Source organism: Exiguobacterium sp. LL15, assembly GCF_024436095.1.
GTDB lineage: Bacteria > Bacillota > Bacilli > Exiguobacteriales > Exiguobacteriaceae > Exiguobacterium_A > Exiguobacterium_A indicum.
Genome location: NZ_JANFNX010000001.1, coordinates 837631 through 852167, shown reverse-complemented (window position 1 = coordinate 852167; position 14537 = coordinate 837631). Strand labels below are relative to the sequence as shown.

Annotated in this window: 14 protein-coding genes; all 14 read right to left on the bottom strand. The window is 46.5% G+C overall.

The genetic code is table 11. The features are described from left to right. Nucleotides 1–6: 6 nt before the first annotated feature. Nucleotides 7–1311, bottom strand: a complete 1305-nt coding sequence (gene ftsA, locus NOM72_RS04155; RefSeq protein WP_023468801.1) for a cell division protein FtsA — start codon at nt 1309–1311, stop codon at nt 7–9. 229 nt (nt 1312–1540) lie between these two features. Beyond that, complete coding sequence (locus tag NOM72_RS04150) at nt 1541–2320, bottom strand: cell division protein FtsQ/DivIB (RefSeq protein ID WP_023468802.1); 780 nt, start codon at nt 2318–2320, stop codon at nt 1541–1543. 61 nt (nt 2321–2381) lie between these two features. Continuing rightward, nucleotides 2382–3476: an undecaprenyldiphospho-muramoylpentapeptide beta-N-acetylglucosaminyltransferase gene (murG, locus tag NOM72_RS04145; protein ID WP_255997889.1), complete on the bottom strand. Its 1095-nt coding sequence runs from the start codon at nt 3474–3476 to the stop codon at nt 2382–2384. Further along, on the bottom strand, nt 3473–4819 hold the full coding sequence (murD, locus tag NOM72_RS04140) for a UDP-N-acetylmuramoyl-L-alanine--D-glutamate ligase (protein ID WP_255997887.1): 1347 nt from the start codon (nt 4817–4819) through the stop codon (nt 3473–3475). The genes murG and murD overlap by 4 nt, the downstream gene beginning before the upstream one ends. A 33-nt stretch (nt 4820–4852) precedes the next feature. Beyond that, nucleotides 4853–5815 (bottom strand): phospho-N-acetylmuramoyl-pentapeptide-transferase, encoded by a 963-nt coding sequence (gene mraY, locus NOM72_RS04135; RefSeq protein ID WP_023468805.1) that lies wholly within the window; start codon nt 5813–5815, stop codon nt 4853–4855. A gap of 22 nt (nt 5816–5837) precedes the next feature. Further along, on the bottom strand, nt 5838–7157 hold the full coding sequence (locus NOM72_RS04130) for a UDP-N-acetylmuramoyl-tripeptide--D-alanyl-D-alanine ligase (protein ID WP_255997885.1): 1320 nt from the start codon (nt 7155–7157) through the stop codon (nt 5838–5840). Nucleotides 7158–7265: 108 nt separating this feature from the next. Continuing rightward, a complete protein-coding gene (locus NOM72_RS04125) occupies nt 7266–9404 on the bottom strand; it encodes a penicillin-binding protein (RefSeq protein WP_023468807.1) in 2139 nt (712 codons plus the stop codon). Continuing rightward, a complete protein-coding gene (gene ftsL / locus NOM72_RS04120; protein WP_023468808.1) occupies nt 9401–9787 on the bottom strand; it encodes a cell division protein FtsL in 387 nt (128 codons plus the stop codon). Before ftsL ends, NOM72_RS04125 begins: the two co-directional genes overlap by 4 nt. Before the next feature lie 13 nt (nt 9788–9800). After that, nucleotides 9801–10739, bottom strand: coding sequence for a 16S rRNA (cytosine(1402)-N(4))-methyltransferase RsmH (gene rsmH, locus NOM72_RS04115; RefSeq protein WP_035396712.1), 939 nt, complete (start codon nt 10737–10739; stop codon nt 9801–9803). A gap of 161 nt (nt 10740–10900) precedes the next feature. After that, nucleotides 10901–12463: a bacillithiol biosynthesis cysteine-adding enzyme BshC gene (gene bshC, locus NOM72_RS04110; RefSeq protein WP_255997875.1), complete on the bottom strand. Its 1563-nt coding sequence runs from the start codon at nt 12461–12463 to the stop codon at nt 10901–10903. A 29-nt stretch (nt 12464–12492) separates the two neighbouring features. Then, entirely contained in the window at nt 12493–12849 is a 357-nt protein-coding gene (locus NOM72_RS04105; protein WP_023468811.1) for a DUF3397 domain-containing protein, read from the bottom strand. After that, nucleotides 12846–13655, bottom strand: a complete 810-nt coding sequence (locus tag NOM72_RS04100; RefSeq protein WP_058713757.1) for a ketopantoate reductase family protein — start codon at nt 13653–13655, stop codon at nt 12846–12848. The genes NOM72_RS04105 and NOM72_RS04100 overlap by 4 nt, the downstream gene beginning before the upstream one ends. Before the next feature lie 83 nt (nt 13656–13738). Beyond that, nucleotides 13739–13912, bottom strand: a complete 174-nt coding sequence (rpmF, locus tag NOM72_RS04095; RefSeq protein ID WP_012370841.1) for a 50S ribosomal protein L32 — start codon at nt 13910–13912, stop codon at nt 13739–13741. A 46-nt stretch (nt 13913–13958) separates the two neighbouring features. After that, on the bottom strand, nt 13959–14483 hold the full coding sequence (locus NOM72_RS04090) for a YceD family protein (protein ID WP_023468813.1): 525 nt from the start codon (nt 14481–14483) through the stop codon (nt 13959–13961). Nucleotides 14484–14537 lie beyond the last annotated feature (54 nt).

Sequence of the window (14537 nt, the reverse complement as noted above, 5' to 3'; positions counted from 1 at the left end):
TAGGCATTAACCAAAGAATTTCTCAAAGAAACTACTGAATGACTTTTTCTCTTTCGGAGGCTGTTCACGTGTTGGCCGTTCGTTTCGCGTAGGTGACGTCTGTTCGTTCATGAGCAGTGCATCCTGTTCATGTCCGTGCGCTACGGCTTCCTTCTCTTCCGCCCGGTCGAAACCTGATTTCGATACGGCGCTTCTTGAGAGCACATAACGTAACATACCGGCTGCGACGGCATACTTCGGATGACGAATACCAAGACTAGCAGGTTGATAGACATTGACGCTCTGCTTGAAGATTCGTTTTCCGAGCTGATCGATTCCCGGTAATGAAGAACTTCCCCCACATAAGATTAAGCCACTATTCATGTGAGCGTATCCTGCTTGCGTCATTCGTTTTTGAATCATCTCGAAGATTTCCTCAAGTCGTGCTTCTAAAACGAATCCAATCTCTGATTGTGGTTCGAAACGATGTTCGCCGTTGATCGTGACGTAGGAAACTTTCTCTTCCGGATCCCCGAGTGCTTCAAGCGCAACACCATATTCTTCTTTAGCAAGTTTCGCGTCTTGATATTTACAATTCATCTTGTACGTCAAATCACGTGTCAGATGATCACCACCGTATGGCAACGTCGTCGAGTAGACGAGATCATTCTTTTCGTAGATGGAAAGTGTCGTCGTCTCATGACCGATATCGATGATTCCGACACCGAGTTCGAGTTCATCAATCGATGCTGCGATTCTAGATACCGCTAAACTCTCCAGCACATATCCAGCAAGCTCTAAACCAGCCCGTTCAATGGAACGTTTAATGCTATGTAGGATCGTCTTCGCTCCGATGATGAGCTTCCCTGTTACTTCGAGACGATAACCGATCATTCCTCTCGGATCAGTGATTTCTGTTTGCTGATCGACCGTAAAGGTCTTCGGCAAGACATCGACGACACTGAGTTCGTTCGGAATTCGCATGACCATCGCAGAATGCAGAACGTCTTTCACGTCATCATCCGTGATTTCATTGTCCTCACCTTTGATCGATGTCATCCCTTGGCAATCCTTCACTTGAATGTGTTCACCGGAAATAGCGACATATACTTCACCAATTGGTTCACCAAGTGTACGTTCCACTTCCGTAACCGCTTGTTTAATGGCTTGTACCGTTTGATCGATGTCAACGATGACACCTCGTTTAACACCCGCGGATGGTGCAGAACCTTCAGCAAGAACGTTCAGCGTTCCACCAAGTAGTTCACCGACGATGAGTTTCACCTCCGATGTCCCAATGTCGAGCGCGGCAATCGTACCTTTCGTTTCCATGGGAGTGACACCTCCACTTTCATAATACTAATCCTTTTTATTCCTAATTATATTCTAGGAATGAGTCAGGCTTCTTCTCGTTTAAGTCTACACTATATAAATACTTACGAAAAGAAGTTATTGCCCGTCTTAGCGTTCGAATAGATTACGATTTGATGACGATTCGAACAAAGGTCGACGAATGAAAACACACGTTTGTTTTTTTATTCGTCAGCCCTTTACGAATCTTCTATTTTTTTCCTTTATATGGCTTGAAATAGATACCGCCATCAATTGTAATCGTTCCCGTCTTTCCTTTTGGTAAGGCAGAAATGACCTTTACGTATTCATTCAAGGAATTTGAAAAGGATGATGTACTGAGTAACACCGTATTCCCATCCGTCATGAATAATTTCAGACCACCCTTGTCCGTCTTATCGTTTGCGACGATTTCAGAGATCCGACTACGTACTTTCGGCTCGATCTTAACGAGTTCCTTCGTCAACCGATTTAATGATTGATCCGTAAATCCAGTCAGAATTGGTGCATCGAACAATTCTTCCTTCGACTTTCCGGGAATGATCGTTCCGTCCGCCAGTACGATCCGGTCTCCTGGTTTATCCTTTGCGTAAGCGATCTCTTTCTCTTCCGTCACCGTCACGCGATATTGATGCAAAAACTGTTTTTGCATCGTTGCTTCCTGAATGCCTGGAACCCTCTCGATTCGTTCAAGAATGTCTTCCTCTGATAGATTAAAGGCGTGTGTCTCATTCACCTTAACTCCTGATGCCTTCAAGATATCTGATGTTTTGACATTAAGATTACCATCAATATCAAATCGAGCGACCCGAGAATAACTCGACTGTAGATAAAAAACGACACCGACCAATAGACCAATCAGAATCAGGACATAGATGAGCCTCCGGTTGGCTTTTTTGCGACGTTGTTCACGGATATAAGGTATCTTATCCTCGAGGCTGCGGACGTTCTCGTCCTCTTGTGGTCGTCCAACCGCTCTCCGTTCCCTCACGTCTCATTCCCCCTCTATAACGTAACAATTCATTTCCCTATCGGTCTTTTCCTGCAATAGTTTAGTTTTTTTGTCCTGTCAGTCGTAACAATTCATCGACTAAGTCCCGTGAAGCGTTCGGCATACCGAGCGCAAGCGCCGCTTCAGACATCATTTGTTGTTGTGCTAATGCTTTTTCGCATGCCTCAAACAACCGATCACCCGTTAGCTCTTGTTCACGAATCAATAGACTCGCACCTGTCTCGACGAGCGATGAGGCATTGACCTCTTGGTGATTTTCCGTCACGTAAGGACTCGGGATGAGCACACTCGGTAAGCCGAGTGTCGTCAGCTCTGCCAATGTGCTTGCTCCCGAACGTGAAATGACGAGTTGACTTGCTTTTAAGATGTTCGGTAAATCATATACGAATGGGCGAAGTTGAATGCGTTCTGGTACGGAACCAACGCGTGACATAATCGTATCGTAATGAATTTGACCAGTAACGAAGAGGAGCGACCAGCCTGCTTGCTCGACCTTTGGCATCATATCGACGACTGCTTCGTTGATTGCAGGTGCGCCACGACTACCGCCATAGATGACGACGAGAGGACGTCCTTCCTCAAAACCGAAACGTTGTCGCTCTTCAAGCGGATTGATGTTGAGCTCTGCCACTTCAGAAGCACGCGGATTTCCGATTAAAACCGTCTTCGCTTCATTCTTACCAAAGTGATGTCCAGACCCTTTAAAAGAGAGTGCAACACGATCCACATACCGAGCTAAAAATTTATTCGTGATACCAGGTAGACTGTTTTGTTCATGAACGAGTGTCTTGAAACCCATTTTTGCAGCCGTATACAATACCGGTCCACAAACGAACCCACCTGTACCGACGACGATATCCGGTTGGAACTGACGCAGTAGTCGACGAACACGCCGGACGCTCTTGACGAACTGGATACCAGTCTTGACGTTTTCGAACGACAAGGAACGACGGATGCCAGAAATCTCAATCGATTCAAATGGAATTCCCGCACGACGAACGATATCCGCCTCGAGACCATTTTCTGTTCCGATATAGAGGACCTCACACGGCATGCGTTGTTCGAGCTCCCGGATCATAGCGAGTGCCGGATAGATGTGACCGCCTGTACCGCCTCCAGAGACGACGATTTTCATACTGTTGTTCCTCCTACTTCATGTACGGCACGAACGAAATGATCGCCGCGCTCTTCATATGTCTTGTATTGATCCCAACTTGCAGATGCTGGTGACAGAAGAATGATGTCGCCGGGTCGTGACACTTCAAACGCTACTTTCACGGCTTCATCCATCGCCTCAACGACGGTTGACGCATAGCCATTTTCTGACGCAAGCGTTCCGAATCGATGACCCGTCTCACCAAGTCCGATGACATGTTTGACATGCTTCATTGCATCGAGTAACGGTGTCAAATCCGCTCCACGCTCGAGTCCGCCACACAACCAGATGATGGGTGCCGTAAATCCGGACAACGCCGCTTCTGTTGCAACATTATTCGTTGCTTTTGAGTCGTTGTAAACTTTTCGACCAGCAATTTCACCGACGAACTGTGTCCGGTGCTCTACACCACCAAACGTCCGTAGAACATGTTGAACGTCAGAGAATGCTAAGTTAAACGGTTCGACGAGTGTTAAGGCTGCGAGAACGTTCTCGACATTATGCCCACCACCGAGAGCTAGTTCACTAACAGGTAAGATACTCGTCCCATTGATTGTCAACGTCTCGTTCATGATTTCTGCATACGCCGATTGACGACGAGAGAACAAGAGTGGCGTTACTTCAGCTGTCTTTCCGAGTGCATTGACGGACGCATCATCGGCATTCAAGACAAGACGATCCGTTTCTTTCATGTTCTTAAAGATCCGGGCTTTCGCTTCGCCATACGATTCAAAATCACCATGATAATCCAGATGTGCTGGTGATAAATTCAAAAATGCTGCCGTATATGGTCGGAACTGCTCGATCCCCATCAATTGAAAACTTGATAATTCAATGACGATGATATCGTCCTGTTTCGCCTGACATGCGATTTCAATTGCCGGGAATCCAATGTTTCCTGCCAAATGTACACGCCGCGTACCGGTTTTCAACAACTCATGGACAAGCGTTGTCGTCGTCGTTTTCCCGTTCGATCCTGTGATGGCAATCCACGTCGCATCGGTTGCTTGATACGCTAGTTCTACTTCTGTCCAAACCGGAATGTCGCGTCGTAAGGCTTCTTGTAGCAGATCGATGTGATACGGAATTCCTGGATTCTTGACGATCAAATCGATGTCATCGAGTAGTGTGAGCGGGTGCTCACCGTAGACCGTCTTAACATCGAGTGATGCAAGCGTCGCTTGATCACTCTCGGACGGCGTTTTCCCGTCATTGACCGTTACTTCTGCACCAACACTCGCTAAATACCGAGCTGCTGCGATTCCACTTTTCGCCGTTCCGAGAACGAGCACTTTTTGATCATTCCATTGTCGTTGTTCCATTGTTGAATCGCTCACTTTCTCTCTTCTTTTTTATTACACGAATAGATAGGCGATGAATGCCATCAAACAGCTGATTCCTGCGAATGTACCGACGATCCGCCATTCGCTCCAACCGACCATTTCGAAGTGGTGGTGAATTGGGCTCATTTTGAAAATTCGTTTTCCTGTCGTCTTAAAGGAGATGACTTGTAGAATGACTGATAATGTCTCGACAACGAAAACGATACCGATTAAGACGAGTAGTAATTCCAGTTTTAAGACAATCGATAGACCTGCTAATGCAGCTCCAAGTGCAAGTGACCCTGTATCTCCCATGAAGATCTTCGCTGGGTGCGCATTGAATAATAGGAATCCGATCAAGGCACCGACCGCTGAGAAAGCAAAACAAGCAGCGCCTACTTCATCTGCGATAAACCAACTGTATAATCCGAAGAACAAGAATGTTGGAATCGCTGTAAATGATACGAGACCGTCCAATCCATCCGTCAAGTTGACTGCATTTGAGAAACCAACTAACCAGAACAAGGCAACAAACGGATAGACGATACCGAAATCAAGCTCAAAATCGGTAAATGGAATCGATAGATACGTCGCGTCACTTGTAAATCCACCACTCAACCAGACAAATAACAATCCGACGACGATTTGTCCAAGTAATTTTTGTTTTGAATTCAGACCAAGGTTACGTTTCTTGACGACTTTGATGTAATCATCAATGAAGCCGATAACGCCATACGCAAGTGTTAAAAACAGTAACGATAATTGTGTCGTCGATAGATCGCCCATGACGACTGCACCGAGAACGCTGACGATCATCGCGACAAGAATGACGATTCCACCCATCGTCGGTGTTCCGGATTTGACCTGATGCCATTGCGGTCCTTCTTCCCGAATTTCCTGACCGAACTTCAATTGGTGTAGAAACGGAATCGCTTTTGGCATGACGAGTAATACAACAAGAAATGCAAGAATAAGACTGATGAATAATGTGATCATAGCAGACACCCTTTTTCAAAAATTAGTTTTCGTTCAGATAGGTTAATATCCGTTCAAGCGCCATCCCACGTGACGCTTTCAATAAGACGATTGTTCGTTCTCCGAGCAATGGGCGCAATCGTTTTGCAGCATCCTCGACGGTTGTCGCGGATTGGATTTGAACAGACGGGTCGCTGATTCCTTCAGCAATCCACGCGCCTTTCTCCCCTACTAGGATAGCATGCGAGACAGGTAACGCAATCCGCTTTCCGACCGAGGCATGTAATAAGCGTTCTTGGTCCCCTAATTCATACATATCGCCGAGGACGAGAACGCGTGTCGTATACCCTTCCAGCGCAGTGACCGTCTCAATCGCTGCATTCATTGATGTCGGACTCGCGTTATACGCATCATTGATGACCGCAGTCTCTTCAAAGAGTAATCGTTCCATCCGCATCGGTGTCAATTCAACCGCATCGAACCCTTCTTGAATCCGGGCGTCCGTCACGCCAAGTGCACGTGCTGTCGCAATCGCGTATGCTGCATTTCGGACTTGGTGTTTCCCTAGCACTGGTAGGTGAAAAGCGGTGCCATCGTAAGTAAAGGCCGTTCCAAAGAACGTTGCTTCCTTCGTTTCGATCCGGTACGTATTTCCGATTTGATAGCCGATCTTCTCCGCTTCGACTTCTGCGAGAAGTGGTTCGTCACCATCAACGAATAAATGACCACCTGGTTTGAGTCCGGATTGAATCTCAAGCTTCGCTTTGGCGATGCCACTGCGTCCACCGACTTGCTCCGCATGCGATTCGCCGATGTTCGTGACGAGTGCGATATCTGGCTCAGCTAGATTCGATAGGAATTCAATATCGCCAAACCCGTTCATTCCCATCTCAAGCACAGCGACTTCCGTATCAGCTGGCATCATGAGAATCGTTAACGGCATTCCGATATCCGAATTGAAGTTTCCTTGTGTCTTATGTGTCTTAAACGTCGTCTTGAGTACGCTCTCGACCATGTCCTTCGTCGATGTCTTCCCATTTGATCCAGTGATGGCGACGATTTTCGGCGCAATCTGCAGTAAGTATCGTTTTGCGATGTGTTGCAGGGCAACCAATGGTTCATCGACTTCTAAAAAGACGATATCGATGTCTGGTCGATCAATGCCTTTCTTCCATAAGGTGACGATCGCTCCTTGGTTTTTTGCACCTTCAAGGAATCGATGACCATCAACGCGTGCTCCTTGAATCGGAACATAGAGACCGTCTTCAAGTTGTGCGCGTGAATCCGTTGCAAAATGACGAACGATACGATCATCTTTCACATCGAGATGCAACCATTCAGCGAGTTGCGTAATTGTTAACATGATATATACCTCCATTTGATGACAGCAAAAGAGGACGAATGCAAAAGTCAACGAATGACTCCTGTTCGTCCTCGTCTTCCTGTAGAAATCAGGAAATTTGCCCCACCGTTATTCTTTAGGTTCAGCTAGTTCGACCGTTAACTTTCCATTTTCCCTCACTAGTGTACCAGTTCGAGCTGATTGTTTGGTTACAAAACCTTTACCAATGACATCAAGCTTCAAGTCATACAAGCTGACGAGTTTTTTGACGTCTCGCTGCGACCACCCCGTCAAATCCGGCATTTTGAACGTATTTGCTGTCTTCAGCAAGACACGCTCTCCGCTGACGAATTCTTGACCACGAGACGGAATCTGCGAAACGACTTCAGCACCATCGCCTAGGATGATTGGAACAGCCTCTTGTTCTTTTGCTAAATCCGTCGCTTGTCGGGCACTCTTCTTGATGTAGCTTGGCGTAATTTTCGCTTTGACATCCACCGAGTCCTTTTGCGTTTCCGGTTGAATGCTCCGGTATTGCAATGCTGTGTTCATGACACTCTTGAACACCGGACTCATGATGAGTGGTCCTGAAACAGACGATTCACTTTTCGAAGGACGATCGACTGCGATGTACATGATCAATTCCGGATCATCTTTTGGCGCCATACCGATGAACGAGTGAATGAATTGTCCTTGAATGTATTTCCCATTCTCAGAAATTTGAGCTGTACCGGTCTTCCCGATGACACGGTAGTCTTTCAACTTATACATTTGCCCGGTTCCGATTTTACTATTGACGACACCATCAAGTGCATCCCGCGTCGCTTTTGCCGCCTCTGCCGAAATCGGCTTACCGACGACTTCTGTTTTCGCCCGGTACGGTGCTTTATCCGTATGATCCGCTTTTTGGATGATATGCGGTTTGACCATCTCGCCGTCACCAGCAATTGCCGTTGCACCTTGAAGCAGTTGCATTGGTGTGACCGCAGTCGATTGTCCCCATGACGTAATGAGCGCATTCAACGGTTTCGACAAGTCAGATTGACTGTTTACTTCTCCCGAGATGTCTATACCCGTTCGTTGGTCAAAATGAAACTTCTTAAAGTATTCTTTATAACGCTCAATCCCAAGTTTTTCTGCTGTCAACTTCGAGAACATGACGTTCGAGGAGTGATAGACTCCTTCGATCATCGGAATAGTTCCCCAACCGACATCGTTATAATCCTTGATGACCGTTCCTTTGTAGTTATAACTACCCGATTTATACATCTCATTCGGACGGAACACTCCCGCATCAATCGCCGCTGCGAGCGTAAAGATTTTCATCGTCGAACCGGGTTCGAACCGTGACGAGACGGCAAAATTCGTGAAATCTTTCATGTCACGTAAGTTCGGGTTGAACGATGGACGATCCGCCATGGCAAGGATTTCACCGGTTTTCGCATCCATGACGATCCCTGTCGCATTTTTCGGTTTGTACGTGTTGTACATTTTTTGCATTTGTTTCTCTAGCGACTGTTGAATGCGGTGATCGATCGTCAAGTACAGGTTTGACCCGTCCTTCGGTTCATTCGAGACACGCGACGAGCCTTGGATCAACGGATTACCGCTCCGATCTTTCTCGAAGACACGTGCCCCGTAAGATTCGCTTAAGGCATCGTCATACTGTTTTTCGATCCCCATTTGTCCCTGTAACGCGACACGACCATTCTCCTCGGTGATCTTTTGGACGAATCCAAGTGTATCGGACAAGAAGATACCATTCGGGTAATATCGTTTCGGCTCTTCAATCATCCGGATTCCAGGAAGTTTCAACTTATCGATCTTCTCTTTTTGATCGAGCGTCAAATCATTTCCTTTTTTTCCGAATTCGATTTGCGAACGATCTTTGTTCTCAATCAAATAGGTCTCCAGTTCCTTCGTCGTCATCCCAAGAATCGGTGCAAGACCTTCAGCCGTCTTTTTAAAATCGACGATCGTCTCGTCCGGATCTTTGACGCCACCTAGTCGGTAAATACCAATCAAATGATAGGATGGAACATTGATCGCGATCGGTGAACCGAGTCGGTCGAAAATTTCACCGCGTTCTGCCCCGAGCGTCTCCTGAGACTCCCATCGCTTTTTCTCAGCATAGGCGATCATGTCTTCCCCATGGAATTGTTTTGTTGTCGCCAAGTATAAAAATCGACCAATGAACACAAAAAAGAGAGTAGCAAATATCACCATGATAAAGGCTACTCTCCAACGGGATTTTTTCAGTGGATTCATTTAGGAATCACCTTGATGTTCCCTTTACGCATATCAAGACCCTGTTCTTTTGCAATCTTATAAATCCGTTCCGGAGAGCTTAAGTTCGTGACCTCTAGTTGTAAACGTTCGTTTTCTTTTTTGAGTGATTGTGTGACTTGGTTCTCTTTCGCTAAATCACGGCTCACATTATACGCTTCGTTATGCGTACTGATCGTCAAACTCCCAAATAACACAAGACCACCAATCATCGCGCTGTATAAGAATTTTTCAAAGGGATACAAGCGATACTTCGGACGGACGGCGACGCGACGCGCGATATCTTCCGTCTTTCGTGGTTCCTGAACAGGTTGTTGACGAACGGGTTGAACCGTTTGGACCGATTTACGAAGTGGTTCTGCCATTGGAATGCTCCTCTCAAGTTTCTTTCATTTTTTCAGCAACTCGTAATTTTGCCGATCGGGCGCGACGGTTATCATCGAGCTCTTCAACACCCGCCGTAATCGGCTTGCGTGTGACGAGTCGGAGTTCCGGCTCCATTTCGACGGGAATCATCGGTAACCCCGGTGGAAGCTCGGGTAGTGATGATTTTTCTTTGATTGCTTGTTTACACATGCGATCTTCAAGTGAATGGAACGTAATGACACATAGACGTCCACCGACCCGTAATAAATCAATGGCTTGGTGTACCGCACGATCAAAGACGTTCAGTTCATCATTGACAGCGATCCGGATTGCTTGGAAAGTCCGTTTCGCAGGGTGACCACCTTTACGTCGTGCTGGTGCCGGAATCGCATCCTTGATCAATTCGACGAGTTCAAATGTCGTCTCGATCGGTCGCTCTTCCCGCGCTTTTTCGATTTTACGCGCAATCTGTTTCGAGAATTTCTCTTCCCCGTATGTAAAGAAGATACGTACGAGATCATTGTACGACCACTCATTGACGACTTCGTAAGCAGAAAGTGGAGAAGATTGATCCATGCGCATGTCGAGACGTGCGTCGTGATTGTAACTAAATCCCCGTTCCCCTTCGTCTAATTGTGGTGAAGAGACACCGAGATCGAATAAGATGCCGTCCACTTTCTCGACGCCATGTGCTGCTAATTGCTCTTTCAGATAAGCAAAATTACTCTTTATTAAAGTAAAGCGACCTTCATACGCCGCGAGACGTTCTGCTGCATGAGCGAGGGCGACATCATCTTGATCAAATGCGTACAGATGACCTGTCGTCAATTGCTTGACGATCTCTTCGCTGTGTCCTGCTCCACCTAATGTACAATCGACGTAAATACCGTCGGGTTTAATCGCGAGTCCTTCGATCGACTCCCATTTCAATACTGTTTCATGCTCAAACATGTCCTGCCTCACCTTTCACTGTCCTTGAAGGACGTTACTCTTTTTCAATGTATCACATTCTCTCGTGAAAACGTTACGAAAATGAGACAGTTTCCTTGATTTATTTAACTTTTGTGTAATTTTCGCTAAAAAAGAGAAAAAACCTGCTAGTTTCAGCAGGTTTAGAGGAAAATCTTCAGTTGATCACTCGTATTCGCTTCATAGGCTGTTCTTAAGTCCCGAACAAAATCAAGACCATGGTGATTCAACCACGGGAGGACAGAATGAATCCGCTCTTGTGGCGCTCCATCAGGAAGAAGATGATAAGCCGTCTCTTTATATTGCCGTGTCTGTCGGTCAAACTGACGTCGATCTTCTGCCAGTAGACTAGCAATTGCTTGATCGAGCTGTTTCTTGACCTTCTCACTCTTACTCGATGTCCGCAGTAGATTCTGTTCGAGCGAGAGGAATTCCGAGACGAAACTGTCTTTTAGCATCGCTGCCGTCTGCATACGTCCTGTCATCTTCTCTTCTGAATAGAGCGGAATCGGTACGCCTGATCGGACGATTTCTTCGAGCGACACCTCAAGTTTAGCAAGACGCTTTTCATCGCTACGGCGCACGAGTAACCCACCCATGCGGGGAATCAATAACGGCATCGTCCAATTCAGGTGATGAAAGAGCGGTCGTAAGCGTGTCCAGTATGCTAACTCCCCCGGACCCCCGATATAGGCAAGCGTCGGGAACAGGTAATCCTGCATCAATGGACGTGTGACGACACTGTTGGAGAAACGTTCCGGACTGGCGTACAGCAACGCGATCAATTCAAGCTCCGTATATTGCTTTCCTTGTTTTGTCTCGAATCCGTCTGCTGTCGGATACAGTAACTGACGACCGTGATCATCGACGAAAAGATGCGCCGCTTCCTCGTTCAAGAATGTATCCGGTAACTCTTGCGTCTGTGAAATACCATCCGTCAATGCTCGTCTAAATTCCGCATTGTCTTGAATCAACCGTTCAAAGAACGGAATCTCGAGTTCACGGACAGAATGTGTATCCGCATCAAAGAAGACGATATCAAAATCGATCAATTCACCGATCAATTGTGAGAAAAACATCCCATACGATGTACACGCTTCAACGAGTTGCTTCAGGCGCGCAACTAATTGTTTCGTATGAACCGTTTCTGGCATTGCTCGGAATGTCTCTTCGATGATTTCAAGAAGTGCTGCTTGATCAAAAGAGAGCCGACTGACCGAGCGGGCAATCGATTCTGAAGGTGTGACAGCGATTTTACGCGTTTGATAATCCGCTGTCGGAACGTAAACATGGTTAATCTCATCAAAATCGTGATCTTCGGTCGCGAGCCAAAAAATCGGAACGACAGGTCGCCCAAGTGTCGTTTCCGCCTGCTTCGCGACCTTAAGACAGGTCAACAATTTATAGATGGCATATAATGGTCCGCCAAAGATACCCGTTTGTTGCCCTGTAATGACAACTTGAGCTTCACCCGTACGAAGCTTCGCGACACGTTCCCGCAAACGCTCCGTCATGTTCGGATTTTGGCGTTCGAGTTCGTCTGTCAGTGCCGCAAGATGCGGATAGTGACGTTCTTCAAGCAAACGGCTCCTCGACGCTAAACCACTCTCTCCAAGGTGGTCGACATATGTTAAGAATTCTTCTCGTGAAGCACGATGCATCAACGAGTTATCATCGTATAAGGCTTCAAATGGTTGTACCTTCAAACAAAATCCCTTCTTTCTTACCTAACTGGTCAGCTGATGAACAGTTGACGAATACCGAGTACGAACAGTATGAAATGGACGGGTAATGCCAGCAAGATGATGATCCGCCAACTGTGGCGAATCATTTGTCTTAAATCAACATCAAGTTGACGAATTCGTTGCCAGAGTGCATTCAACGCAAACACCAACAATACGACGATGACGATCCACCCTAAGTAATTTGTTCCGGTCAAGGCAATCAATGCAACATGAATCGCATACAGAACGATGAATGTTCCAAAGTCGAGTGCAAATCGAACGGCCTTCCCATGTTTCCGAAATAGAAGTAGAAAGACGAGATACAACGCAATCAGGCTGAATAAAGGAAAAATGATGAAGACTGTCACTGCGGACCCTCCCTCTGTTTGATCTGTTCATAATAAAAAGATAAACGTGGCGTCGCAGTCGTCGCCTGACGTAATGCGTATCCAAGTATCGGTTCTACTTCCGTTCGTCGTCCATACTCAAGATCTCGTAACATGGAAGAACGATTTTTGCTCGTATTCTTCATGATCCGCTCGATTTCGGAATAAGTAATGTCATGGTGCGGGAAAATCGTCCGCATTTCGTCAAATAATTGACGGGCTTCTTCTCGATAAGGCATTTCTAATAAGGATCCATTCTCAACACCGTAATAAGCCGTCACTGGATTGATGACGACGTTGATGAACAGCTTCGTCAATAAAACGGCTTCCATATCTGACTCAAGTTCAAAGCACAGCTGCTTTGACGACAAGTTCACTACCTCTTGATTTCCGTAGCGGATGCGTCCTTTTCCAGTATGCTGGACTTCAAACGGTGCAGTGCGCATGGCACCATGTTCGACGACACCAAATAAGACATGCGGCAATTGCTCTTTCCATTTCAAATGATCCATTCCATTTTGCAGGAACATGACGGGACACGTCAGCCGTTTAAGGAATGGAATCACACTTTTTATATCATACGACTTTGTCGCGACAAACACCAAGTCTTCTGACTCGAGCCGATCAATCTTCCGGATCCGTACGAGACGACTCGCTTGTCCATCGCGAATGATTGGTCGTTCCTCCTCTTGTTCTTGTCGCACATAAAGCGTGACTGCATGATCTTCCGATAAATAAGAGGCAAGCAATAACCCGATGGCACCCGCGCCAATGATTCCAACATTCATCTATTCCTATCCCCTTTCATGAAAAAAGCGACCTTAAAACCGATTTCTCGATTCGAAGGTCGCTTTTATACCGATCAATCAGCTTATTTGCTGACGATTTCTTTACCTTTGTACGAGCCACATGCTTTACAAACGCGGTGTGAAAGTTTCATTTCACCACAGTTTGGGCACTCGACCATACCTGGTACACGGAGTTTGAAATGAGTACGGCGAAGACGTTTGCGTGTTTTCGACGTTCTGCGGAATGGTACTGCCATCGTTGTCCACCTCCTTGAAAAAATACACTCGCCTTTACTTCAGAAATCAGGAATCCTGATCTTTTTTAAAGAACTGAGCGAGACCCGCGAGTCGCGGATCGATTTTTGGTTCGGTTTCCTCTGGATCTTCTTCAGAAAGAATCGTCCAGCCTTCCCCCTCAACCAACTGATTCTCTTCATCATCCCCATGCACTTGCACTGGCACATGAAGTAAAATCAATTCTTGCACGAGCGGTCGAAGATCGACCGTATTCCCGATCGGCACGTTGATGTCATCTGCTTCGTTCGAAACAGCATCGACCTCGAGCAGGAATGGCTCGATGGATTCAATCTCGAATGGATAAGCGACGTCATTTAGCGTCCGGGCATCCGGAAGCGTCATTTCGCCGGTAATCCGAAGATTGAATATTAATTGATTCGATGTAAACGATGCATTTGCACGAACGTGCACAGGTTGCACCGCCCGGATATCCGGATGGAGGGCGACTAGCTCGTTGAGCTCGATCGTCTCGTTAACCTGAAGTTGACCCAGATTGCGCAATTTATTCAATTGCATCAGGGACCATTTCATCCGAATCACCTCAATTGCAACAATATGAATTATAGAGAGGACATCTTGTTTTGT